Source organism: Neobacillus niacini (assembly GCF_023715415.1).
Taxonomy (GTDB): Bacteria; Bacillota; Bacilli; order Bacillales; family Cytobacillaceae; genus Neobacillus; species Neobacillus niacini_C.
Genome location: NZ_JAMBOB010000009.1, coordinates 65,849 through 90,772, shown reverse-complemented (window position 1 = coordinate 90,772; position 24,924 = coordinate 65,849). Strand labels below are relative to the sequence as shown.

Annotated in this window: 21 protein-coding genes; 5 read left to right on the top strand and 16 right to left on the bottom strand. The window is 37.3% G+C overall.

The features are described from left to right. Position 1: 1 nt before the first annotated feature. Complete coding sequence (locus M3189_RS20585; RefSeq protein ID WP_251637324.1) at positions 2-1,270, bottom strand: lactate racemase domain-containing protein; 1,269 nt, start codon at positions 1,268-1,270, stop codon at positions 2-4. Positions 1,271-1,526: 256 nt separating this feature from the next. Here M3189_RS20585 and M3189_RS20580 point away from each other — a divergent pair, with 256 nt between their 5' ends. Then, positions 1,527-2,720: an ROK family transcriptional regulator gene (locus M3189_RS20580; protein WP_251637322.1), complete on the top strand. Its 1,194-nt coding sequence runs from the start codon at positions 1,527-1,529 to the stop codon at positions 2,718-2,720. Between the two features lie 376 nt (positions 2,721-3,096). Here the strand turns inward: M3189_RS20580 and M3189_RS20575 are convergent, their stop codons facing one another. The 9 genes from M3189_RS20575 to uxaC all read right to left on the bottom strand — a co-directional run bounded on the left by M3189_RS20575 (position 3,097) and on the right by uxaC (position 15,416). Beyond that, positions 3,097-4,572: an MFS transporter gene (locus M3189_RS20575; RefSeq protein WP_251637320.1), complete on the bottom strand. Its 1,476-nt coding sequence runs from the start codon at positions 4,570-4,572 to the stop codon at positions 3,097-3,099. A 740-nt stretch (positions 4,573-5,312) separates the two neighbouring features. After that, positions 5,313-6,770: an MFS transporter gene (locus M3189_RS20570; RefSeq protein ID WP_251637319.1), complete on the bottom strand. Its 1,458-nt coding sequence runs from the start codon at positions 6,768-6,770 to the stop codon at positions 5,313-5,315. Between the two features lie 514 nt (positions 6,771-7,284). After that, entirely contained in the window at positions 7,285-8,148 is an 864-nt protein-coding gene (locus tag M3189_RS20565; RefSeq protein WP_251637317.1) for a sugar phosphate isomerase/epimerase family protein, read from the bottom strand. A gap of 2 nt (positions 8,149-8,150) precedes the next feature. Then, on the bottom strand, positions 8,151-9,155 hold the full coding sequence (locus tag M3189_RS20560; RefSeq protein WP_251637315.1) for a Gfo/Idh/MocA family protein: 1,005 nt from the start codon (positions 9,153-9,155) through the stop codon (positions 8,151-8,153). 95 nt (positions 9,156-9,250) lie between these two features. After that, a complete protein-coding gene (locus tag M3189_RS20555; RefSeq protein WP_251637313.1) occupies positions 9,251-10,411 on the bottom strand; it encodes a Gfo/Idh/MocA family protein in 1,161 nt (386 codons plus the stop codon). A 1-nt stretch (position 10,412) separates the two neighbouring features. After that, positions 10,413-11,300: a sugar phosphate isomerase/epimerase family protein gene (locus tag M3189_RS20550; RefSeq protein WP_251637311.1), complete on the bottom strand. Its 888-nt coding sequence runs from the start codon at positions 11,298-11,300 to the stop codon at positions 10,413-10,415. Positions 11,301-11,332: 32 nt separating this feature from the next. Beyond that, positions 11,333-12,235, bottom strand: a complete 903-nt coding sequence (locus M3189_RS20545) for an AraC family transcriptional regulator (protein ID WP_251637309.1) — start codon at positions 12,233-12,235, stop codon at positions 11,333-11,335. Between the two features lie 235 nt (positions 12,236-12,470). Further along, positions 12,471-13,883 carry an NADP-dependent phosphogluconate dehydrogenase gene (gene gndA / locus M3189_RS20540; protein WP_251637307.1) on the bottom strand — a complete coding sequence of 471 codons (1,413 nt, stop codon included), beginning with the start codon at positions 13,881-13,883 and terminating at the stop codon, positions 12,471-12,473. 129 nt (positions 13,884-14,012) lie between these two features. Then, positions 14,013-15,416 (bottom strand): glucuronate isomerase, encoded by a 1,404-nt coding sequence (gene uxaC / locus M3189_RS20535; protein ID WP_251637304.1) that lies wholly within the window; start codon positions 15,414-15,416, stop codon positions 14,013-14,015. A 254-nt stretch (positions 15,417-15,670) separates the two neighbouring features. Here uxaC and M3189_RS20530 point away from each other — a divergent pair, with 254 nt between their 5' ends. After that, positions 15,671-16,864: an ROK family transcriptional regulator gene (locus M3189_RS20530; RefSeq protein ID WP_251637302.1), complete on the top strand. Its 1,194-nt coding sequence runs from the start codon at positions 15,671-15,673 to the stop codon at positions 16,862-16,864. Between the two features lie 106 nt (positions 16,865-16,970). Here the strand turns inward: M3189_RS20530 and M3189_RS20525 are convergent, their stop codons facing one another. Then, positions 16,971-18,383, bottom strand: a complete 1,413-nt coding sequence (locus tag M3189_RS20525; protein ID WP_251637300.1) for an MFS transporter — start codon at positions 18,381-18,383, stop codon at positions 16,971-16,973. 384 nt (positions 18,384-18,767) lie between these two features. Between M3189_RS20525 and M3189_RS20520 the strand changes: the two genes are divergently transcribed. Next, entirely contained in the window at positions 18,768-19,286 is a 519-nt protein-coding gene (locus tag M3189_RS20520; RefSeq protein WP_251637298.1) for a DinB family protein, read from the top strand. Positions 19,287-19,670: 384 nt separating this feature from the next. On the opposite strand, the gene M3189_RS20515 is transcribed toward M3189_RS20520, so the two are convergent. From M3189_RS20515 to M3189_RS20505, 3 genes are all read right to left on the bottom strand, one after another. Then, positions 19,671-20,279, bottom strand: a complete 609-nt coding sequence (locus M3189_RS20515; protein WP_251637296.1) for an exonuclease domain-containing protein — start codon at positions 20,277-20,279, stop codon at positions 19,671-19,673. A gap of 240 nt (positions 20,280-20,519) precedes the next feature. Further along, entirely contained in the window at positions 20,520-21,089 is a 570-nt protein-coding gene (locus tag M3189_RS20510; protein ID WP_251637295.1) for a TetR/AcrR family transcriptional regulator, read from the bottom strand. Positions 21,090-21,103: 14 nt separating this feature from the next. Beyond that, positions 21,104-21,811, bottom strand: a complete 708-nt coding sequence (locus tag M3189_RS20505; RefSeq protein WP_251637293.1) for an MBL fold metallo-hydrolase — start codon at positions 21,809-21,811, stop codon at positions 21,104-21,106. A 798-nt stretch (positions 21,812-22,609) separates the two neighbouring features. On the opposite strand from M3189_RS20505, the gene M3189_RS20500 reads away from it, so the two are divergent. Then, entirely contained in the window at positions 22,610-23,122 is a 513-nt protein-coding gene (locus M3189_RS20500) for a DoxX family membrane protein (protein ID WP_251637291.1), read from the top strand. Positions 23,123-23,166: 44 nt separating this feature from the next. Here the strand turns inward: M3189_RS20500 and M3189_RS20495 are convergent, their stop codons facing one another. Next, positions 23,167-23,397, bottom strand: a complete 231-nt coding sequence (locus M3189_RS20495) for a hypothetical protein (protein ID WP_251637289.1) — start codon at positions 23,395-23,397, stop codon at positions 23,167-23,169. 150 nt (positions 23,398-23,547) lie between these two features. After that, positions 23,548-23,994 (bottom strand): hypothetical protein, encoded by a 447-nt coding sequence (locus M3189_RS20490; protein ID WP_251637287.1) that lies wholly within the window; start codon positions 23,992-23,994, stop codon positions 23,548-23,550. A gap of 70 nt (positions 23,995-24,064) precedes the next feature. On the opposite strand from M3189_RS20490, the gene M3189_RS20485 reads away from it, so the two are divergent. Continuing rightward, complete coding sequence (locus M3189_RS20485; protein WP_251637285.1) at positions 24,065-24,859, top strand: nucleotidyltransferase domain-containing protein; 795 nt, start codon at positions 24,065-24,067, stop codon at positions 24,857-24,859. Positions 24,860-24,924: the final 65 nt, after the last annotated feature.

The following is a 24,924-nucleotide window of genomic DNA, read 5'->3' as shown; positions in this document are numbered from 1 at the left end:
TTTAAAATAAGTTTCCTTTTTCGTCAAATGGTAAGTCAAATAGTTCAGAAACCAACTCCATATTTGGGTGCTGTTTTACATATTCAACTAAAGCTTCCGATACTTCGATTTCACTTAACTCTAAAGTATTTTTAATGCGGACCATTTTTACTTTCGTAAAATCTAAAATATTACATGTTTTGACTGCCGCTTGTATCGCTTCACGATCATTTGGCAAAGTAGTAGCAATTTTGGTGGGTGCCACAACAGTAGAAGTTAATCCATTGGCATAGGTTACTTCCAAATCCATCCTGTCCACTAAACGCTGGGTTGTAAAATCTGCAGTTCCCACGCCATTGGCATTCCCCTCTGTTTGAGAAGTTAAACCGAGAACGACCATCTTGTTCACATCTGGTCCTCCGTGTGCATATGGAGTAGGATATCGACCAGTAATATTCGGGTCCATCCCATCACCCGAGATGTTCTTACCAATTTGGTCGATCACAAGAACTTCTAATTGTTCAAAGAAAAGCTTCGGTAGTAATTCTTTCGCTTTTGCCTGAAGGTCTGCCTCTCGATTAATAATTTCTTCAGGAGATAGCACATCTACTACTGCGACCTTATCAAATGCGTTCTCTAACGTTGCCACACCAAAAAGAAATGGTTTTTTCTCCATAATCATTTTAGCCATCGCCGGCACGTTCTCTGCCATATATTTAAAGCCCAGTTGGTGACAAGCCTCTGCACCCCTTTGTTTCCCCAAACCAATACTTATCATTTTCATAATGCCGCTCTCAACCGGACCACGGAATGCCGTATGCGGTTTGATACGGTTAATCACAACAATACCATCAGCGGATGCAGCATACTGATCAATATATACAGGTAAGCCATTAGGCAGTTCCCCGATTTTTACCACTTCCATGGAAGAACGAATTTCACAGCCGACACTTTCTTCCGTTACCCCAAGATGAGCTAATACCTCACGCTGTCCCTCAGCTGTTGCACCACCATGACTTCCCATACTAGGAACAATAAAAGGCTTTGCTCCAAGTTCTTTTAGAAATTTAACGGTCACTGCAGTCAATTCCACAAGACGGTCAAGCCCCCTGCTTCCAACAGCTAAAGCAATTTCCATTCCAGGTTGAACCGATGCCCGAATATGCTCTTGTTGCAATTTCTCCATCAAAGCCTGTTCTAAATCATCAATTTGCTTATCATCAAACTTAACTTTCACTTTTGCCATTTTCGGCACTGGAATATCTCTTAATAAGTCCTGTAAAATACCCATTTATCTGTTTCACTCCTTTTCTACTTAAGTGTTCCTCAAGGGATATTATTCCATGTATGTACTTTTCTTGAGTCTGATAAAAAAGTGTGTAATCCCTTTCAAAAATGACTTTTTTGGAAAAAATTATAAAATAGTAATTTAATTTGTTTACCAAACAAACTAATTACCTGTATAATACCATTATGGATTATTCACGTCAATTGTTATGAACCACAATTAACCAGTTTTCATTAAAAATTACCCTAGGAGGTGCTTTATGGTCACCGGAGATGCTTCATTTATCAGAAAGATAAATCGATCATTAATCATTAGTAAAATAATTGAACACGGTCATATATCTCGTGCAGACTTAGCAAAGATTACTGGTCTAAACAAGGCTACCATTTCTGTACAGGCAGCAAATTTATTAGAAGAGGAATTAATTATCGAAACACATGCTGAGCATAAGAATCTTGGAAGAAGACCCATTATGCTGTCAATTAACAATCAGGCGGGATATGCTCTAGGAATTGACCTAGATAAATATTCGATTACGTTTACATTATCCAATTTAAGCGGTACCCCAGTCCACTCTCATACTATTGAGATGGAAACCTCTGATTATGATTTGGTTCTAAAGTTATTAACAGAACAGATTACTGTTTATAAAGAGAAATGTTCACATGCACGATATGGAATAATCGGAGTGGTAGTGGGCATTCACGGTATCGTAAATAACGATGAAACCATCTTTTTTGTACCTTACCATCAATGGCATAATAAAGATTTAAAGACTGACTTAATGAATGAAACCGGTATCAGTATTTTTATAGAAAATAACGCTAACCTTTGTTCATTCGCTGAGATTGTTTATAAACATTATCAAAGTGAAAATTTATTATCCGTTAGTTTGTATTCGGGAATTGGTCTCGGAATTATGGTAAATAGTAAATTACTTAAAGGCTGCGATGGCTATGCAGGCGAGATTGGCCATATGATTATCGTGCCAGACGGTCTTCCTTGCAGGTGTGGGAATTTAGGCTGCTGGGAACAATACGCCTCTGAATTAAGCTTTGTAAAAAAACTTTCTGAGAGTCATAATAAAAAAGATGTAACCTATGATGACATCCATCAATGGTTCGTAGAGCAGGACCCAGTTACCTTTGAGTTAATGAAAGAGTATATAAAGTTTCTATCCTATGGTCTTAACAATGTTATCAACCTTTATAATCCTGAGATTCTAGTGATTAATAGTGAATTGCTTCGATTGTATCCGAATGCATTAGAAGAAATTAAAGAAAATCTAAAATCAACAGTGGGACAATATCGAAAGCTGCAGATTTCGGAATTTGGTAAAAATGCTTGCCGCATGGGTGCTTGTGCCTTAGCCATTAAGAAATTCTTAGATGTTAAGGAATTAAGCTTTGCTTTTGATGAATCTAAAACGCAAAACAAGTTTATCCCTCAGTAATCGAGGGCTTTTTTCTTGTAAATGCTTTCCAAACATGTAAAACAATGAAAAGGCTAGAAAAATGGAGAAAGTGTAAGGAAATAGGCGATGATACACGCTTTCATCATCATTGTTCTCGTTTTCATTGCCTTTGTTTCCGTTTTCAGTGACATTGTTAAATATAACCTAATCCCCCATAATAAAGGTATCAAATCACTAGGGGGAAATGAATATGAAAAAGTTATGGCAAACAATCGTTGAGACAGTTGAATGGATTAACTACCTTCCACAAGAAAATCATAAACAAAAAGAAACCAATTCACGAAAATAATAGTGAATTGGTTTTTTTGTAAATAATAAAAACCCCAGCAATAGCCAGGGTCGAATATTAATTCCTTTATACTGCTGCTTTATCTTTGCTCGCTTTTGCTTTAATATCTGCAATAGATTTTTGGATTTCAGCCATTTTTGCATCGTCCAAATCATAAAACTTCATTGCGATAATGGATGCGATCCATCCAAGTATTGGGAAGCCAAACTTTAGAATCATTGTCATAATAAGTAATTGGGTTGTAAACGTATCATCAAGCTGTGGGAAATCCTCCTTAAAGCCAATCATCGCCACCATGAATCCAACAATGGTTGCCGCTAAAGATGAGATCATTTTATCGACAAAGGAGAAAATCGTCCCCAGCATCCCTGGAACGTAACGTCCTGTTCGATACGTTTCATAGTCAGAACAATCTGCAATCATAGGGATAACCATATTGCCTGTTAAAGAACCAAAACCAATTCCTGCTCCGTATAAGATTAGAAAGATAACGGTTACAACCCCAATGTTACTAAGGGATATGTCTTTTGGATCAATCATTAACATAAATACCGACAATATTGCAAAAGAAATCAATGCCAGCCACGTGCCTCCCACAAATGTCCTTTTCAAGCCACGTTTCCTAGCAATTCCAATTCCAACAAAGGTAACAAGAAGAGTAGGGATTAGTGTTACAAGTCCTAAAGTTCCACTTAGTGCATAATCACCAATCATTAGCCCAAAAAACATAACGAGCACGGCAGGGTGTCTAACAATACTGCCAGCTAATTTGTCAGTAGACGCAGCGATTGTAAGCATCTGCAATGGTCTGTTTCCTTTAAAGATTGGCCAGTAATCACGGAATTTTGTTTGTACTGTTTGCTCTGCTAATCCGAAGAATTCTTTTCGGTCCTTTGCCCAAATTCCAATGATAGCTAAAAATGTGAATACTGCTGAACCAACAATTGCATACGTATTTAATTCTATAAATAAACCAATTTTATTAAAACCGCCATGTTTAGGTACCAAGTAAGATGCTACAGCGATTTGCCCGAGAGTAAATAATGCAATGTTATACGTTGCATCAAAAACTGCAAATACCGGACGCTGCTTTGGATCATTTGTTAATACTGTTTGTGCCGCTTTTGTAACAGCTGTTTGAAAGGTATACCCAATGATATAAACACCATAAATAAGGATGAAAAAGATCAGTGTAAATCCGTCTGGAACAAGGTGGGTGACATTATACATTAAGATTACTGTTGAAGCCATAATAACTTGTCCAATAATCATCATTGGTCTAAACTTACCAAGCTTTGACTCTGTTTTATCAATAATAAACCCGATAATTGGGTCAGTAACACTATCCCAGATACGCATAAATGTTAATATTGTACTAACAGCAACTACCGCTACCCCCGCAATACCCGCGGCATAATACGATATAAAACCCAAAGCAAACATATATAGATTTGTTGCGGTATTGTTTAATGCAAAAAATCCAATTTGCCATAATTTTGCTGTGTTGTATTGATTCTTATTTTCTACTATTGCATTTGACATGATTTCGCCCCCTTGTAGTTAAACGCTTTCATTTACTCGAATATTTTGATAACTATCTCCCTAGAAATCCCCTGTTCCCATAACAACTCCAAATCACCTATTAACTACCCTTTTCCTGTCGCCCTCCCTTTAATGAAACCCCTTTCATTTCTAATTAAAAAAATATGATTTCTTTTAAACTATTATTCATTTTTTTAATTAGTTTAATAAACTAATTATTAAATAAAGAATACCATCTCTATTATCTCTCGTCAATAGATTTTTAATTTTCTAATAACTTTGTTGCTATGACGCCTTTTTCCCTTGGCTAATTAGTATGAGAGCTTTTTTTAACCGTGTTTTCTGTTCATTTTCCCCGTAAAAAAAGCAGCGGACATCGACTGCCTTTTTCGTGTTTTACTTTTTTAATATATTAAAACCAGTCAGCATAACCTAGTTTTCTTAATTTATCAGTAGAGTCTCTTAGGCAATGAAATGGATCGCTTCCATACACATCATTCCGCTCTACTAAGTAGCTTGACATACTTTGATTATATTGTACCGAGAAACAAAAATCATTCTCTAATCCTGCTTAATAATTCTAATTTATTGACTCGTATTGTTTCCGATTGATAAACTACAAACATTTTTTTAAACAAAAAATCCCCTCTGAATCAGTATTACTACTAACAAAGGGGATTTAACTATGAATAATTTAAAGATTAAACTATTACATAACTTTCAAAGAAACCGTTATCAACTTATGCAACTTTACTCTTTGATTTCTTCGCATTAATACTCTCTTGTATTTCTGCCATTTTCTTATCATCAAGTTCATAGCGAGACATCGTTAGACCTGAAATAACCAATGCAACAGCTGGAATAACAAAGGCTAAAATAATTGTTACAAGTTTTAATTCTGGTGTTAACGTATCCGTTACTGTTGGGAATGCATCTTTAAACCCGATTAACGCTACTGCAAAACCAACAATGGCTGGTGCTAAAGATGTGATTAATTTATCAATGAAAGAGAACAATGTTCCAATCATACCTGGTACATATCTTCCTGATTTATCTGTCTCATAATCGGATACATCAGCGATCATTGGGTTTACAAGTGTTGATGGAACACCGCCAAAGCCCATTGCCATTGTGTATAAAACAAAGAACAAGATGGTAGTAATTCCAAGGTTAGACATAGAGATGCTTGAACCATCAATTAGAGTAAACATTGCAACTAATGCGACGAAAGCACCTAATGCAATCCAAGTTGAAAAAAGGAACGCTTTTTTCATACCTATTTTTCTTGCTTTTGCCACTGCCCAGAAAGTAATTAATAAGGTTGGAACAATGGTAATCATCGATACTGTACCGCTCAACGCATAATCGCCGATTAAAATCCCGAATATCATAACCATTACGACGGAATGGCGCAAAAGTGAGAATGCTAATTTGTCAACTGTTACAGCAAAAATTAGTTTTAGTAATGGTTTATTACCTTTAAGAAGCGGCCAGAAATCGCTGAATTTCGTTTTAACTGTATCTTCTGCTAATCCAAAGAACTCTTTCTTGTCTTTGCTTGAGATTCCAATTACAGCTAATACGGTAAATATACCTGAAAGAATAATAGCTAGAGTGTTTAGTTCTGTGAATAAGCCCATATTAAAATCGCCATGTTTTTTAATTAAATATGATGCTACGTAAACTTGTCCAAGAGTGAATAAAATTGTGTTATAAATACCATCAAATACTGCGAATAAAGGACGCTGTTTAGGGTCATTTGTTAATACCGTTTGTGCAGCCTTTGTAACGGAAGTTTGACATGTATAACCAATAATATGAATGGCATAGATTAAGATAAAGAATAGCAGTCTGAATGATTCCGGTAATAAGTGTGTAACATTATATAATACGAGGATAGTAGCTGCTAAGAAAATATTACCAATCACCATAAAAGGTCGGAACTTTCCGAACTTACCCTCTGTTTTATCTACCAAGAAACCAATGATTGGATCCGTAACTCCGTCCCAAATTCTCATACTCATTAAAATAGTACTTACTACAACTACTGCAATACCCGCAACTCCCGCTGCGTAGTAGGAAACAAAAGCCAAAATAAACATGTAAAGATTGGTTGCAGTGTTATTTAAAGCGAAGAAACCAATTTCCCAAAGTTTTGCTTTATTGTATTGCTGATTATTAACTGCTGCTGTTGTCATGTGCAGTTCCTCCTCTAAGCGGTTTAACCGCTTTCATTAAAGTTAATGTTTAATTATTTGCCAGTGGAAATTTTACCCTTTAATTTGTTTAATGAACTAACTAATTACCACACTCTTATCATAATTGAATCCGCTTTCATTTACAATACTTTTATTAATAATTTTTTCTGGAGGATTTAGGTAACCAAAAGTTTAAATTTTGATAATTTCCCTCCCTCCTGTAACCTAGCCACTCCCTCCAATGAAAACCCTTTCACATCCAGTAAAAAATAAAAATTCCTATGAAACTATTATCCGATTATTTAATTAGTTTAGTGAACTAATTAATTAATTAAAGAATACCACCTCTTCAATCTCTAGTCAATAGGTTTTTAATTTTCTAAAGATTATGTTGATAGAATATCACTTTCCTAAGAGGAATACATAGGAAATCCTCTTCCTTGGTAAAGTACCCCCAGCACAAAAAAGGCAGTGGACGACCCACTGCCTTGCTGTAATTTACTTTTTCAATATATTAAAACCAGTCAGCATATCCTAGCTCTCTTAAGTGGTTAGCTGAGTCTCTTAGACAGTCAAATGGATCGCGTCCATATAAATCATCCTGTTCTACTAAGAAGTACTGTGAGCCGCTTTCCAGGCCTGCCTCAATAATCGCTTTAAGATCCAGGCTGCCTGCTCCTAGTTCTGCGAATTGGACGGTATTATTGAAGGCAGTAAAGAACTTAGCGGGCTCGAATCCTCCCTCTAATACACTTACATCAAATTGACCGATGCGATAATCTTTTAAGTGTATTAAAGAAATACGGCCTGCATAATTTTTTAATACTTCAACAGGATTTAGACCGCCGCGGTGAATCCAGTGAACATCCATTTCGAAACCAATTTTCGAAGTATTGTTCTTGATAATGTCTAATAAGTATTCACCATCATATTTTTGGAACTCAATATGGTGGTTATGGTAGTACAATTCAATACCGTGCTGTGCTAACTTTTCTGCAACTGCCTCGCACTTTAGAACAAAATCCATAATCTTATCTTTATGACCAATATTAGTAAATGGAAGCATACCAATTCGTAGGAAATTACAATTTAATGTCTTACAATCGCTTACAATTTTATCAAAATCATTGGATAGTGTTTCACCTGGCATACCAGGCATCATTGGCTCTAGTGCAGCTGAAAGAGCAGCAATTTTGATATCAAAATCTTCACTTGCTCGTTTTAACTCTGCAACATTCTCAGGTGTCATTGGAATTTGTGATACCTCTACAGCACCATAGCCAAGCTCTCTTACTTGTCTTAAAGTCTCATAAACACCAAGTTCTTCTACCTTGCCTTTTAGCATCATCATTTGAACGCCGATTTTACCTTTTTTCATGGTTATCCCTCCATCTTAATACTTTGTTTTGTCTCTGAAGAAAGTCGAATGGCATCAATCATTTGTATGGAAACGAGTGCATCCTTTGCATGAACATAATCATCAGTGCCTTGTAAAATACAGTTATAGAATTGATTGATCGTTTTCGCATGGCTGGCACCGTAATAGAATTTCGAGCCAGGCAGTTTAGCGTCTTCTACCAGTTCTTCCTTTTTCCCCTCTTCATTTATTCTCATTAGAATGCTGTCTTTAATGATAAATTTACCTTTTTCAAGACTGACTTCGAGCTCTACACTGGAGTTCTCAGCATTGGCATTCGTTGAAAAAAATAATCCTCTTGCTCCGTTTTGGAAGAGAATATGTGCAGAGGCAGTGTCTTCTACTTCAATTCCATAATCCAATAGCTGGTCCACTGAACCCTTTATTGATTCGATTTTTCCGCCGACAAGCTGTATTAAATCTAGGGTATGAAGGGATTGATTAATCATGGATCCGCCGCCAGCGTACTCCATTTTTCCCCGCCATGGTTTAACATCATAGTAAGACTTTGGTCGATACCAGGCCACCAAACCTTTTACTCCAATAACTTTGCCATATTCTCCGCTTTGGACAATCTCTCTCAGCATTTCAAACGACTCATTATAACGGTTTTGCAAACACACACCGATTTTAACATCACTGTGGTTTTCCTCTAGTTTAACAAGTGCCTGTCCTTCCTCACTGTTCAGGCCCAGCGGCTTTTCTTGGAACACATGAACTCCCGCTTCTACACAATCTCTTGTTACCGGGTAATGTAGATAGTGAGGCAGACAATTATGAACAACATCAAGGTTTTCTTTTTCAAGCATTTCGTGATAATCACTGTAAAAGTTTACCCCAGGTACGTTGTCTTTTAATGTTTCATCAAGATCACACACTGCCACTAACTCAGCATTTGGGTTAGCTTGTATAGCTGGAATATGAATTTTTGAAATATCTCCAAGTCCGATTACTGCTACTTTTAGCATTTGTTTCTCCCCTTTTTATAAAGGCTCTATTCCTAAACAGACTTTTGAAACGAACTCATAGCTGCATGAGCGATGAGTTCGTTTCATGTGATCAATTACTTTCTAACCGGGTATTTTCCTTCTTCGGCAATACGCTTGTTTAATTCTTCTAGGAATAAATCTTCATCGAATGGTACTTCGATTTCCTTTCCTAACCAGCTTGACAAGTGCATAGCATTTGCAAGTCTAACACCGTTAATGCCGTCGCTGCCAGGAGCTAGTAATGATGTATCTTCCACAATCGCAGATGCAAAGTCTTCTAATACGGCGATGTGCTGTTCGCCCCAGACATTTCCAAAGTCAATTACTTCCTCAGTGAAAATATCACCAGCGCCGCCGCCCATAAACAGCTTCATAACATCTGACATATCCATAGAATCGCTCATTTCTCTCTCAGATTGTTTCAGGCGCTTGATGGTAACTTTCTTACTATCGTCTACAACGATTTTTCCTTTATCACCATGGATTTCTAAACGGTCTGTCCCCATTACATCGTGTGTCTTCGTTACAAATACACCAGTAGCACCATTTCCATAGTCAAATACGGCTGTTACATCGTCTTCAACCACAATATCTCTTTGATAGCCATAGTTTACTTTTGCATAAACCTTTTTCGGCATGCCGCAAATCCATTGAAGCAAGTCAATTTGGTGTGGCGCTTGGTTTACAAGGACACCGCCGCCTTCTCCACCCCAAGTTGCTCTCCATTCACTTTGATTATAGTAACCTTGAGGTCTCCACCAAGTAGTAATAATCCAGTTGGTACTGCGGATGCTGCCGATTTCACCATTATCAATAATTTCTTTTACTTTTTTATAAAGTGGATTTGTCCGCTGGTTAAAGAAAATTGCGAACTTAAGTTCAGGCTTTGAAGCTGCAAAGTCATTTAATTCTTTAACTTGTTTTGTATAAACACCAGCTGGTTTTTCCACTAATGCATGAATGTTTCTCTTTAGTGATTCGATTCCCATTTCAGGATGGAGGTAATGCGGAACAGTTGTAACGACTGCATCTACATCACCACTTTCAAGCATATCGATATAATTATCGTAGAAAGGAACGCCAGGATACTTCTCTTCTGCTACTTGTTTTTTAGCAGGATCATTATCACAAATCGCACCAACCACCATGTTTTTTACTTTGCCTTCAGTAATAAAGTTAGCGTACATACCGCCTTCTGCACCTAAACCAATAATCCCTAATCTTACATCTGCCATTTTAAATTCCCTCGCTTTCAATTTTGTTAAGAATGTCTAGAAGTGCTTCATATTGAAGCTTGTAGCCGCCGGCACCGTCGAGCCCTTTGTTGTCCTTAATAATCTCAGTCGCATCCTCAAGCTCTAAATCCTTCAGAGAATCAAAGAGAACAAGATGTGGCTCAAGAGTTAAAAAGCCTTTATAGCCGCTCTTAATAAACTGAGCTAGTAGTTCAGGTATTTTCCCCTCACCCGTTCCACAGACAACGTTTTGACTGTCAGATGTTACAGCATCCTTTATGTGTATATAAACAATCTCATCTTTTAAGAGATTGTAACACTCCTGTGTGTCCTCACCGCACTGTACGAAATTAGCAAAGTCGAAAATTCCTTTAAAGGAAGGAGAAGCAACTTCTGTTAAAATCTCATGACAGCGTCTGGCGATATCACCAAAGATATCTTTTTCATTTTCATGTAGTAATATTACCTGGTATTTTTCAGCAATTGCAGCAAATTCCTTAAGCTTCCGAACTACTTCACCACGGTATTGATCTGCATCCTCACCCTTTGGAATATAGAAGCTGAAGATTCGCATATAGTTGCAATCAAGCAAGTTGCTGATTTGGCAAAGCGTGTCCAACATAAGCTTCTGTTTCGCAAAGCCTTCTTCATCATTGATAAACACTTTACCAATAGGTGAGCCAATGGAAGAAACACCTATTCCAGCCTTTTGCAGTCTTGGCTGTACGGTTTCTTTGAATTCATCTACTGTAAAATCCCCAATATTTTTTCCATCAATGCCCCGTAACGAAATATATTTCATACCCAAATTCGAGACAACCTCAAGCTGGGTATCAAAATCCGATGAAATTTCATCTGAAAATCCTGAAATCAATAAATCTTGATGCATTTATTTTTTCCTCCTAGTCCTAGGAATATGGGCTACCTGTGTTTGTTTTTTCGATACTGTGAAGGTGTGACCCCGACCTTCTCTTTAAAAAAACGGCTGAAATGGGCTACACTCTCAAAACCTGTTGCACGAGAAATATCGGTTAGTGATAGATTAGGCTCCATTTCCAACAAATACTTTACTTGGTTAAGTCGGCAGGCCATCACATATTCCATCACCGTAAAGCCCGTGACTTCTTTAAAAATATGTGAAGCATAATACTTACTCAAGCTTAACTCCTCTGCAATTCTGTCTAAACTGATTTTTTCAGCATAGTGTTCATTAATCCAAGAGGCTATTGCTTCGGTATGAAGTTCTTTTTCCGACTTTTTACTCGTTACTTGAGATAACTCTTTTTGACTCATTTTATAAATTCCCATCAATAGTTGAATTAACTCAAGTTTTATTTCCGCTTCTAGAAATTCATTTTTCTTACCTGTTCGCTGGAATTCTTCATCAATATGAGTAAGAGAATGGCCAATCTCCTTAATGCTGCCATCTACAAATTGACCAAATTCATCGTAACCAGTTCGAAGCAAGCAATTATTAAGTTTTTTAAACGGGTCTAATAAATTAGGGATTCCTAGTCCAATTAATGACTCTCGGAGCCATATAGGTGAAAAATGAATCGTACTTCTTGTATACGTACTGTCTGTTCCTGGATTCGCTTTATGCAAGGTCATGCCATCCAGTAGAATGATATCACCAGGCTGTAACTCATAAATTCGATTGTTAATTAAATACCTACAATCACCCGAGTGAAAAAAATAAATCTCATATTCTTGATGTGAGTGAAAATTAAAGTTGTAAAAGTCAACTCCCTGAATACGATAATAACCGTATATCCACTCATCCATTATTCTTTTTCTAAAAGAAGAGTCCGTTAACATTCCCATTGCTTTCACACCCTTTGAAGTAAGCGTTAACATCACAGATAGTTAACTGAACCATATTTATATTATATTGCATAGATAAGTAAAAAACATTCTCTAAAACTGCTCAATAATGACTGTTATTTGACTGAAATTGCTTTTCCGATTACCTTTATAGGCAAACAAAAAGGAGACAATTACAGCATCAGGCTAGTTTTTGTCTCCTTTTATGTTGATTCATCATTTATTTAATTAACTATTATTCCATCCAATTGGTGTGGAATACGCCCTCTTTATCAATACGTTGATACGTATGTGCTCCAAAATAGTCACGTTGTGCTTGCAATAGATTCGCTGGAAGTGTTTCAGTTCGATAGCTATCATAGTAAGCAATCGCACTTGCAAACGATGGAACTGGGATTCCACGCTCAATGGCTACAGCAAGAACTTGACGTAACGGCTGCTGATAGTTTTCAACGATATCTTTAAAGTAAGGATCTAATAATAGGTTTCTTAATTCTGGGTCGCGATCGTAAGCATCCTTAATTTTTTGTAAGAATTGTGCACGAATGATACATCCGCCGCGGAAAATCATAGCGATATCGCCGTAACGAAGATTCCAATCGTATTCTTCCGACGCAGCACGCATTTGTGCAAAACCTTGTGCATAAGAAACAATTTTACTCATATACAAAGCTTTACGAACAGCTTCGATTAACTCTTCTTTATTGCCTTCAAAGCCCTTAACCTCTGGTCCACTAAGAACCTTGCTTGCCTTAATACGCTCATCCTTCAACGCTGAAATAAAGCGGGCAAATACGGATTCTGTGATAATTGGAAGTGGAACACCTAAGTCTAAAGCATTTTGGCTTGTCCATTTACCAGTACCCTTTTGACCAGCTGTATCAAGAATCAAGTCAACCATTGGCTTACCTGTTTCTTCATCCACTTTTGTAAAGATATCTGCCGTGATTTCAATTAAATAGCTGTCTAATTCGCCTTTATTCCATTCAGCGAAGACCTCATGAAGCTCTTTCGCATCTAAGCCAAGGACATTTTTCAAGATAAAATAAGCTTCACAAATTAACTGCATATCTCCATATTCAATTCCGTTATGAACCATTTTCACATAGTGACCTGCACCATTTGGTCCAATATATGTGCAACAAGGATCGCCTTCAACCTTAGCTGAAATTGCCTCTAAAATAGGCTGTACAAGTTCATATGCTTCCTTTTTACCGCCAGGCATGATAGAAGGACCTTTTAATGCGCCTTCCTCTCCACCTGAAACGCCAGTTCCAATGAAATGGAATCCTGCAGTTGCTAGTTCCTGATTACGTCTGATTGTATCCTGGAAGAATGTATTTCCTCCGTCGATTAGAATATCGCCTTCTTCAAGAAATGGCTTTAAAGAGTCAATCGTAGCATCTGTTGCAGTACCAGCTTTAACCATTAACAAAATTTTGCGTGGCTTTTCTAAAGCATTGACGAATTCTTCAACAGTACGTGCACCGACAAAGTTCTTTCCTTCTGCTTCGTTCTTTAAGAATTCTTCCGTTTTATCATAAGAACGGTTGAATACAGCAACAGAATAACCGCGGCTTTCGATATTTAAAGCTAAGTTTTTACCCATTACAGCCAAGCCAACTACACCAATTTGTTGTTTAGACATTTTTCATCCCTCTTTCTCCTATTTTACGCTCCAACATTATCTTGCTCAGTTAAAAATTTTTAACACGAAATAACTATGTAATAAGGGGTGAGCCTTATAAAGGGCGCCCCTTAATCTTAACTTAATTTCTTAGCGCTGTAAAAAATACTTATCTGCATTATTGTAGCCAATATTTCTAACCATGTTCTCAAGGAATTCCATATCATTATGTGCTAGTCCGTTTTCAGCCCAATCTCCTATTAGATTGCAAAGAATACGACGGAAATATTCATGACGCGCATAAGAAAGGAAGCTGCGAGAGTCTGTTAACATACCAATAAAGTGGCTCAAGAGACCTACGTTTGCAAGATCTTTCATTTGTCTTTCCATTCCATCGATATGGTCATTGAACCACCAGCCGGAACCAAACTGAATTTTACCTGGAACACCTTCTTCATAGAAGTTCCCCATCATTCCTGCAAGAACTGGGTTATCCTTAGGATTTAGGTTAAACAATACTGTTCTTGGTAATGCATCTTGCTGCTCAAGGGTATCAAGGAATTTAGATATACCTTCGGCAAAATTAGCTTCACCAACTGAATCAAATCCTGCATCCGCGCCAATAAGTTCCTTCATTTTTGTATTATTATTTCGAATGGCACCCATATGAAGCTGCATTACCCACTGTTTGCCAGCATACATTTTTCCAAGCTCTGTTAATATGAACCAACGGTAAGCAACCAGTTCATCATTCGAAAGCTGTTCGCCACTCACTCGCTTATTGAAAATAACTTCAATCTCTTCCTTGGTTGTTTCTACATATTCCATTTTTTGAATATCATGATCGGATGCACGGCCGCCATTTTCATGGAAGAAATCAACACGCTGCTGCAATGCCTTTAAGAATCCATCAAGTGAATCAACCTTAATTCCAGAAACCTCTTCTAATTTCCGGGTCCAGCTGACAAAAGTAGGACGCTCAATAAATAGAGCTCCGTCCGGACGGAATGTAGGTGCAATCATAGTAGTAAAGGATTCATCATTCTTCAATAAACGATGGTATTCCAATGTTGAATTAGGGTCATCTGTTGTGCCGATAAACTTCACGTTTGATTTTGCAATAAAAGCTCGTGCTGTGTAATCTGAAGTTTTCAGCTTCTCATTGCATTCATCATAAATTTCACGTGCTGTTGCAGGGCTTAGTAACTTTTCAATTCCAAAGAACATTTTTAACTCCATGTGAGTCCAATGATAAAGCGGGTTACCAATGAGGTTTGGCACGGTTTCTGCCCACGCAGCGAACTTCTCCCAATCGCTTGCATCACCGGTAATGTACTTTTCACCAATCCCGTTCATACGCATGGTACGCCATTTGTAATGGTCTCCACCAAGCCATAATTGGGTAATATTTTCATATGACTTATTTTCCCAAACCTCCTGTGGATCTAAGTGGCAATGGAAATCAAAAATCGGCAGTCCCTGTGCTGCATTTTCAAATAATTTAATAGCAGTTTCAGTATTTAACAAGAAGTCTTTGTCTAAAAAATTTTTCATTCTAAACCCTCCTGAATTAACTTACATTATTGTTATCTGTAAACCCTTACAAATATATTAAAAAAATCTAATGAAACCTACTCTCCCTCTTAATTTGTTTAGTAAACAAATTAATAACAATACAAACTTATCACTTTTTTTTTGTTAAGTCAATTGAAAGATTATGAATTTTTCATAAAACAAAGAGACCTTCCTGCAATAACCTGTTATACTATAATTATAGTAATAAAGCTCGCTCGAAATGGAGGATACACATGATTACCGGTGACGCGGCATACATTAAAAAAATTAATCGTTCAATTATCCTAAGAGAAATAGTCAAAGAAGGTTTAATTTCTAGAGCGGACTTATCAAAAGTTACTGCTCTTACACGTGCAACCATCTCAGCACAGGTAGCAGATTTAATTGACGAAGGTCTAATAATAGAGACACACCTCGAGCACTATACAGTTGGAAGAAAGCCAATTATGCTTTCCATAAACAGTGAGGCAGGCTTTGCTCTTGGCATAGATCTTGATTATGACCATATTTCTTTTACTGTTTCAAATCTTATCGGCAGTCCTGTCAAATCTAAGAGGATTGAAACAAATACTTCAAACTATCAGGAGATCCTAAATCTCTTAATAGAACAAATTAGAATACTCAAAACTGAATACGCTTTCAGTCAATACGGAATTATCGGAATAGTCATAGCAATACATGGTTTAGTCGGAAAAGATGAAACCATTCATTATGTACCACGATTACAGTGGAATACCATAAGCCTTAAATCTGACTTAGAAAAAGAAATCGATATCAACGTTTACCTAGAAAACAATGCGAATCTAAGTGCATTTGCAGAGAGAGTATTTGTGCACCATGAAACAGATAACCTCTTAGCCGCCACTCTTTATTCTGGTATTGGTCTTGGAATGATGATGAACAATGAGTTTTTCCGCGGGCATGATGGATTTGCTGGTGAGATCGGCCATATGATTGTTGTACCGAATGGAATTCAATGCAATTGTGGAAATAAAGGCTGCTGGGAAAGATATGCTTCAGAGAATGTTATTTTCAAAACTTTATCAGAGAAACGGAATATCAAACCTATTACGTACGACCATATTCAACAGTGGCTGGATGAAGGCGATGAAGAAGTAATCCAGATGTTTGAAGAGTTTACTTACTACCTTTCAATTGGCTTAAATAATATGATCAACATGTACAACCCTGACGTACTGGTGCTTGATAGTGAGCTTTTGCGAATGTATCCGAATTCTCTCGATAAAATTAGGGGAAATTTGAATTCATCCATTAGTCATTACCGTTCACTTCAGATTTCTACAATCGGCAGGAATTCTGCTGTTCTAGGTGCTTGTGCGCTTGCAATCAAACATTTCCTAGGTGTTCCGATGCTAAATTTAAACTATCAAATCGAAACCAAAAAAAATGCAAGCGTTAACATTTAATTCGATATTATCTGACAGACCTCCCTTTAGCCAACTGGCTAGAGGGTTTATTTTTCAGCAAAAAGAAGATAGCTAAACTTTCTTAGCTATCTTTTTGGTATGAGTTTTATTTGTTAGATAATCTTCTTGCAGCTAAATCAATTGAAAGTTGTTCTGTACGCTTTTTGTTTAACGGATACAGGAATACAATCATTAAGAATACAAGCAACAGTGCAACTGCAGGTACTAAAGTAGCAAGTGTATGAATTCCTTCTAGTGTTTCAGCTGATTGCGCTTCTGCACCTGCTGTGTAACCAACTGCTGCAATTGCTGCACCACCAACACCACCAGCAACAGCTTGTCCAATTTTACGAGCCATTGAGTAAATGGAGTAAACGGTACCATCCTCACGCAGGCCAGTTAAATACTCATGATAATCAATTACATCTGTAACGAATGCCCAAATTACAAGGTTGAAAACACCATAACCAAACATAGCAACGGTTAAGACCCCGATAAATTGTGTTGCTGTTAAGTCTGGAAGCAGATATAACACACCGTATACAAGAGCAGCCACTAAAATACCAGCTGAAGCCACTTCTTTTTTACCAAACTTCGCAACTAATGGTCTTACCATCGGCATAGCAATAAATACTGCTACTGATTGTAGAAGACCAACCATACTTAGTGATTGTGCGCTTGTAAAATAATCTTTGAATAGATAAACGTTTACTGTACCAATTAACATAAAACAAATCATGAACAATAATGAAATAATAAGGAACCAAATGAGTGGTTTGTTTTTACCAAGACCTTTAACTGTTTTACCTAGGTTTGCTTTAGGTTTATTTGTTTCATCCATCACAATACGTTCAACGGATAATTTATAGCAAGCCATATAACAAGCAAGTGCAAGAACACCGAAAATGATTGCACCTAATAAGAATCGGTTAGCGTCTGCTTTATTATCAACAAACAAAATCATTGGTCCAACAACATTTATGATTAATCCAGCTAAGTTTCCACCTAATGTTCTCCAGCTAGATAATGCAGTACGTTCAACCGGATCAGCTGTGATTACTGAAGCCATTGAGCCATAAGGAATATTCACAGTGGAATATAATGTTCCCCAAATAATATAGGTTACATATGCATAAGCAAGGTAAAAGCCATCAGACATTCCTGGAATATGAACAAACATTAATACACCAGTAATGACAAGTGGGAATGACATTCTAAAAATCCACGGTCTGAACTTTCCATTCTTTCCTGCTTTCCTAGTATCGATAAAGCGGCCCCAAGTAATGTCAGCAAATGCATCCCATAAACGGGCAACTAAAAATAGACCTCCGACCGCAGCTGGATTAAGATGATAGACATCTGTGTAATAAACCATAAGGAAAGCGGCAACTAAAATAAAGAAGAAATCGTTTCCAAAATCACCGAACAAGTAACCTAATTTATCTTTCATCCCAAAAGGCCGTACTTCTTTCCCACCGTTTTGTGGGGTTTCAACTTTTTGTTGTATTGCTCTAGCCATTATTAACCCTCCTAATAAATCGTACTAACATAATTAATGAATTTTAAGATTGCTAAGACATTTTATTGCTTATTTTGTGAATCCCTTTACATAAATACTCATTGTTAAATTTTATCTTCTCGAGAGTGTTAAAACGTTCCAATTAATTTGTTTAATGAACTAACAAATTAACTGTACACATAGAATATCACCGTCGACAAAATCCGTCAATATTTTTTGTAAGCGTTAAATAATTTTTTTTTTCATTTTGGGAGTTTACCATCTTTAAACAATTGAGCTGCTGTGTATATCGATTCAATCCCCTTTAATAATGTGATAGGATAAATTTATAATGGAGATATTTTCAAATGAATGATAAACAAAACTGAGAGGAGTGGAAAAATCATGCTTCAACGTCCAACAGAAAACGAATATCCAGCATATTATCAACCCTACATCCAACTAGTTCCAACCGGTGAGGTGGTACAGATTTTACAGGAGAATCTCTTAGCGGTGGTTAAGCTTTTTAATGGGCTTTCCGAAGAGGAGGCTAACTATCGGTATGCTCCGGGAAAATGGAGTGCGAAAGAAGTACTTGGACATATTATCGATACGGAAAGAATTATGACCTATCGCCTGCTTCGTGTAAGCCGCGGAGATCAAACCCCTCTAGCAGGCTTTAATGAAACAGATTATGTTGAGGCAGCCCAAACCCATACCCTATCGATGGAAGCAATCCTAGTAGACTTCAAAGCAACAAGAAACGCCGCCATCACCCTTATCCAAAACATCCCTGCCCGAGCATGGTCAAACATAGGCAACGCAAACGGAATGGAAATCACCACCAGAGCCATCGCCTACATCATCGTTGGCCACGAAATGCATCACCGAAAAATCGTTGAAGAGCGATATTTAAAAAGGTAACTTTGGTTCCTTTTTAGTGCCATTTTTGGTGCCTGTCACCGCTCGTGGACACTGTCCACCTAGGGCGGACAGTAACAATCTGTATTATGAAAATAAGCGGAGATTTTCCGTTTAGATTCATAATGGAGCTCGTTTCGGAGTATATAAGCGGAGATTTTCCGACTATGCAAAGCAAAATCCCCCTTTTTCGAATTTTTCAAGCCAATAGGCGGAAACCCTCCGCCTATTTAAGCCCTTTTTAATAATAATTACTAAATAAGCGGAATTTCTCCGTCTATTGTTCTGCTCCAGTGCTTAAATCTAACCTGATCTCCAATAAAAAAACTCGCCACTATGGCGAGTTTTACTATTCAATCTGTTCTTTTGTGTTTATGGAAGAGGCAATTATCCCATTTTGGTTCGAGTAGCAGCTGGCTGGTATTTTCTCATCGGTCCATTTTCGAGGACTTCTTGAAGATAGAGGTTTCCATTAGGACTTGTTTTTCTGAGCAGGTCCATGAGGTATGTAATATCGTCAAGTGCTCTATGTGTTTGATGGTTTGTAATTTGGTGTGCTTGCAATAGCGTTAGGAGTTTACCATTAGGAAAGCCATAGTTCTTCCATTTAACTCCCCGCATTGTACAATACCATTTTATATCATTCACTTCTGGGTACATATGATAGAGAAAGCTTCGGTCAAAGGAAGCATTGTGAGCAAAGATTGAGTCGGCACGGTGAAAATACGTTTTAATCTTCCCATCCGTGAAACTCTTCCCTTCTACTAATTCATAGGGTATCCCGTGGATTTGATAGGCACGGTCATAGTTCCTTCTAGCAGAGCTGGAAAGCGGTTCTCTTAAAAAGGAATCTTCTTCAATAATTTCCTGGACTTCCCCGGTATCTGTGCGATAGGAAAACAATTTCAACGCCAGTTCTATTACTTCATCTGTCGTTGGTCCTAATCCAGTCGTTTCTACGTCCACAACTAATCCTAACTTCTCAAATTTACTCATAAATTTCATTCCTTTGATCAAGATATTACTATTATTATAACATCTTATTGAAAAAAGAAGACTTGCCATTTGGCAGGTCTGGTGAATTTTGCATTTAAAGTACTGTTTTCAATGGCATTCTAACACATTGGTAACATTTGGTGCATCTGAATATCCCTCTGTATCGGGTTATCTTAGTTAATCCGATTTTATCTGCGTTAAATCAAATATATCTGCGTTACCTGTTATTGCTCTAATAATCTAGTTCTCACGCATACCTTGTATAAAAGCTTTAATAATGATTTCCAGGCTTTCATCTAAATCTAACGCCATTTTAAATCCGCCCCGCTGCTCTAGTGAAGAAAATCCATGTAAAATGCTTCGGAGTCCTCTTACTGCATGTGTTACCGTGTCCCCTTCTAATCGATAGGCCTGCAAAACGCGAACAGAAAGGTGGACAATTCTAGAACCAGCATGTTGAACATCTTCATCTTCCATATCCGGTGCCATCAAGGTTGCCTCATAAACCCCAGGATATTTCCGGGTAAAATCAACATAAGCTTTACTAATAGATAGCACAGCTTCATCTCCAGACACCCCTATGGCAGATTGAGATAAAGCCTCATATAATTGGTCCAGCCCATAAATCGCCATTTTCTTTCTTAGGCCGGCCAACCCATCAAAATGATTATATAAAGATGGAGGACGAATACCTAATTTTTTCGCTAGGTTTGCCAAAGTAACTTCCTGCATACCAAATTGATTCGCTATCTCCGCTGCTGCTCCCAGAATTTCTGTTAATTCAAGTCCTACCTTTGGTCTAGGTGACATTTTCATAAACCCCTTTATTTCAATTTCTGCTCTAGTCGATTTATAGCCTGTTGCATTTCCCTAAGCGGATTTTCAAGCATTTCACCGTGTCCAACAGCTAGCAGCTTAGGCTGATAATTCACTAATTTCTTTGCACTTACTATAGAAGTTTCTTTACTCCATGTTCCAAAGGCCGGAAAAGGAAACCATGGCACGATATCACCAGCTACAGCAATTCCCCCTCTAGTTTGGTAAGCATCCCCTGCTATCAGCGCTTTTGAGCGTAAATCAATGAAAGACATCGAACCCGGTGTATGCCCAGGAGTTTCAATGGCTGCCAATGATCCAATTAGGTCTCCTTCTTTCAATAGAATATTCGCTCTGGTCTTCAGCTTTTTCGGAACACCGCCCTTAATCGGAGTTTGGTGCTCGTGCTCTTCAAGTGTTGTGTCACCATTCATTATTTTGTTATCCCTCATCGAAATATAAACAGGCACATCCGTGAGTTCTTCCTTTATCTTATCTAGCGCCCCCACATGATCCTCATGTGCATGGGTTAAAACAATTTTTGTGATTGGCTTTCCAATCACTTCCGCCGCCCTAAATATTCCCTTCATACTGTAAGGCAGTGCTACATCAATTAATGTCAATCCATCCTCTTCCTCAACCAAATAACAATTGACGGGAAAGACACTTGCCATAAATGTTACCTGATACAAAAATCCATTATTGAGCATTCTCACCCTAATCGACTCCTTTTGACTAATATTATTAGTTTTATTTTAACTAATACAATTAGTTTTAGCAAGAGTTTTTAATGCCCTTTTCATAAACTTTGTTGCTACTAGTACAATATCCTTATTTAAGGACGAATCTTTCTGAGGGACGGTATGATTAGACCTCAAGACCCTCGATTGAGGACAAATCTTTCTGACCACTCAGTGTGATTTGTCCTCAAGGCCCTCGATTAAGGACAAATCTTTCTGACGGCTCGGTATGATTTGTCCTCAAGACCCTTGATTGAGGATGAATCTTCCTGGCCGTATTAAGATTGGTTTGGTAATCCAAAGGCATTCGAGTCCAAATCAGCTGACTTTTTAAAAAGCCTAGAATTATATCTGTTTGATAACACTAATCTATGCGAAAACAACTTTTTTTAAATGACTTCCTTGTCGATGGTATTTCGCATAAGATGAAGGTTTTAAAGGGAATATCCGAAATGAAGAGCAGCCTCTGTTATTTCTGAAAGACAGACTTGTTAACAATTTGTTCAAATCTTTTTTACAGATATGTGAAATAGTGAGCAAATTACCCTCAATTCAAGATTAATTTGTTATATTAGCAGTGTAGTAAATATCTAAAACATATTTAACAAGGAGATGCTTCAAAATGAATATGAACTAAGTCGTTCATGATTCTGTCAAATCATTTTTAACAAAGTGTGAACTTATCACTACAACCATGTTGTTAACCACAGCTATCATTTATAGTATGACTATCAAATACAAATTAAATTAAATTATTGAAAGAAGGAATTCATTATGTTTAACACTTTTTTAAGAGAAAATAAGATTTCTGCAGCTATTTTAACTGTTATTCGTTTATACCTTGGCTATTCTTGGTTCACAGCAGGATTAGGAAAATTACAGAGTGGTGCATTTGATGCTTCAGGTTTTCTAGCTAATGCAGTAAAGAATCCTGTTAAAGGTCCAGATGGCAACATGGTTTACAGCTGGTATGTTAACTTCTTAGAAAGCTTTGCATTACCAAATATTGATGTATTCAACACCATTGTTCCTTGGGGCGAAACATTAATCGGCTTAGGACTTCTACTAGGCTGTTTAACAACCACAGCTATGTTCTTTGGTCTTGTGATGAACTTCTCTTTCTTCTTAGCAGGAACAGTATCTCATAACCCAACTGACATTTTCTTAGGTTTCATCATCTTAACAGCTGGTTACAATGCAGGTCGCATTGGTCTTGACCGCTGGGTGGTTCCATTCTTACGCAAAACTGTTTTCAAAGGGAAAGAACCTGCAAAACAACATGCATAACAAAAATGAGCCTCCATCACAAAATGATTGAGGCTCATTTTTTATTAATAACTATTATCTTCTTCTCCACCTTCAAAACCTACACGATCTTGGTACCAATTTGTTATTTGGGTGATGATAGCAAATACAAGGAAGAAATTCATGGCCCACACGTTGATAAACGGTGCTAAGCCTCCGAACTCGATGCCATGATAACCTTTCAGTTTCATCACAATCAAGCTTTCAATAAAAATTAGAACAAAACCCAAAACACCCGCAACAGCCATTCTAATCATTTTTCGTTCCCTCCATATCTACCCATTAGGTTTACCGTATTTCAATTATTTCAAGGATATAAATTCGACAATTTTGTGAACACTTATAACCCTATTATAGTTCAATTTTTATGGAAATAACAACACAAAACATTTTGTTTTTTAGAAGTATTAAGTTTTTTTCCAGCGAAATAATGATGTGAAGAATGTCAATATAGAAGAGTAAATGAGGAAGGTATAAAAATTAATAAATATCGTATTTGTGTATTGATTTACCCATGGAAAGTGATAAATTCGTGATGCATGATTCGTGGGTGGCCCACCTAATTTCTGAATTAATTCATTAAAATACACAAACTCTAAGACACACGCAGCAACAAGGACGATAAAGGAGCACAGTACGATAATCCGCCAAGCAGCTTCTTTATAAGAAGCTTCCTTAATTTTTAGAAATAATTCATATCCAAAAAGTCCAAACGTCAGCAGGACAAAGGGAAATAGCAAAATGACTGGATTACCGTTACCTGAAAAGGATTCCGGACTAAATGAAAATTCCTTCACCATTAACATTGCAACTAAACAAAGCAGAAAGTATATAATTAATTGTCTTGATAACATTTTAACACCCCCTATTAAAAGGAATAAGGACCTATTGTTTATATATTCAGCAATCAGAGAGGTATTACAAATGAAAGAACATATCGTAATGGTACTGGAGCAAATTGAAAAAGACTATGATGTGAAAATCCTTTATGCCTGCGAATCGGGTAGCAGAGCCTGGGGCTTCCCGTCGAAGGAAAGTGATTACGATATCCGGTTTATTTATATTCATAAAAGAGAATGGTATCTCTCAATTGATCAGCGGCGGGATGTGCTCGAGGTACCCAAACATGATAAGCTTTCCATACCGGTGGACAAGCTACTGGATTTAAATGGCTGGGAACTAACGAAAGCGTTACGATTATTTCGCAAATCTAATCCACCGCTTTTGGAGTGGCTTCATGCCAATATCGTTTATTACCAGGCATACGATACCATCAAAAAAATGAAAGAGATGGAGAGCCAAATTTTTTCTCCCATTTCCGGAATCCATCATTATTTAAAAATGGCAAAAGGGAATTACCGCGATCATTTAAAGCGCGAGGAAGTGAAAATAAAAAGGTACTTCAACATATTTAGGCCGCTCTTGGCTGCCAAATGGATTGAAACGTATAAAGAATTTCCCCCTAATGGATTTAGTCAGCTGCTTGAAAATCTCCTTCCAACTGGGGAGATTCGAACAATCATAGACGACCTAATCAAACAAAAAATGGCTGGTGAAGTTCTTGCTCATACTCCTAGGACCGAGGTCATCCATCAGTTCCTTGAAAATGAAATACAGCATTTAGAGGCATATGTTAAAGATTTAGTAGTCGAAATACCCGACCCTACTGAACTTTTAAATCAGTTATTTCAAATGACACTCGATGAGGTTTGGGGATAAACCAAAAGAGCGTATTGTTCTTTTTTATAATAAGAAGGATTGAAATTCTCACCAAAAACGAATAT

Excerpts from the sequence above, each read along its gene's own strand:
- M3189_RS20585 (WP_251637324.1), bottom strand. The coding sequence starts at position 1,270 with ATGGGTATTTTACAGGACTTATTAAGAGATATTCCAGTGCCGAAAATG.
- M3189_RS20580 (WP_251637322.1), top strand. The coding sequence starts at position 1,527 with ATGGTCACCGGAGATGCTTCATTTATCAGAAAGATAAATCGATCATTA.
- M3189_RS20575 (WP_251637320.1), bottom strand. The coding sequence starts at position 4,572 with ATGTCAAATGCAATAGTAGAAAATAAGAATCAATACAACACAGCAAAA.
- M3189_RS20570 (WP_251637319.1), bottom strand. The coding sequence starts at position 6,770 with ATGACAACAGCAGCAGTTAATAATCAGCAATACAATAAAGCAAAACTT.
- M3189_RS20565 (WP_251637317.1), bottom strand. The coding sequence starts at position 8,148 with ATGAAAAAAGGTAAAATCGGCGTTCAAATGATGATGCTAAAAGGCAAG.
- M3189_RS20560 (WP_251637315.1), bottom strand. The coding sequence starts at position 9,155 with ATGCTAAAAGTAGCAGTAATCGGACTTGGAGATATTTCAAAAATTCAT.
- M3189_RS20555 (WP_251637313.1), bottom strand. The coding sequence starts at position 10,411 with ATGGCAGATGTAAGATTAGGGATTATTGGTTTAGGTGCAGAAGGCGGT.
- M3189_RS20550 (WP_251637311.1), bottom strand. The coding sequence starts at position 11,300 with ATGCATCAAGATTTATTGATTTCAGGATTTTCAGATGAAATTTCATCG.
- M3189_RS20545 (WP_251637309.1), bottom strand. The coding sequence starts at position 12,235 with ATGGGAATGTTAACGGACTCTTCTTTTAGAAAAAGAATAATGGATGAG.
- gndA (WP_251637307.1), bottom strand. The coding sequence starts at position 13,883 with ATGTCTAAACAACAAATTGGTGTAGTTGGCTTGGCTGTAATGGGTAAA.
- uxaC (WP_251637304.1), bottom strand. The coding sequence starts at position 15,416 with ATGAAAAATTTTTTAGACAAAGACTTCTTGTTAAATACTGAAACTGCT.
- M3189_RS20530 (WP_251637302.1), top strand. The coding sequence starts at position 15,671 with ATGATTACCGGTGACGCGGCATACATTAAAAAAATTAATCGTTCAATT.
- M3189_RS20525 (WP_251637300.1), bottom strand. The coding sequence starts at position 18,383 with ATGGCTAGAGCAATACAACAAAAAGTTGAAACCCCACAAAACGGTGGG.
- M3189_RS20520 (WP_251637298.1), top strand. The coding sequence starts at position 18,768 with ATGCTTCAACGTCCAACAGAAAACGAATATCCAGCATATTATCAACCC.
- M3189_RS20515 (WP_251637296.1), bottom strand. The coding sequence starts at position 20,279 with ATGAGTAAATTTGAGAAGTTAGGATTAGTTGTGGACGTAGAAACGACT.
- M3189_RS20510 (WP_251637295.1), bottom strand. The coding sequence starts at position 21,089 with ATGTCACCTAGACCAAAGGTAGGACTTGAATTAACAGAAATTCTGGGA.
- M3189_RS20500 (WP_251637291.1), top strand. The coding sequence starts at position 22,610 with ATGTTTAACACTTTTTTAAGAGAAAATAAGATTTCTGCAGCTATTTTA.
- M3189_RS20495 (WP_251637289.1), bottom strand. The coding sequence starts at position 23,397 with ATGATTAGAATGGCTGTTGCGGGTGTTTTGGGTTTTGTTCTAATTTTT.
- M3189_RS20490 (WP_251637287.1), bottom strand. The coding sequence starts at position 23,994 with ATGTTATCAAGACAATTAATTATATACTTTCTGCTTTGTTTAGTTGCA.
- M3189_RS20485 (WP_251637285.1), top strand. The coding sequence starts at position 24,065 with ATGAAAGAACATATCGTAATGGTACTGGAGCAAATTGAAAAAGACTAT.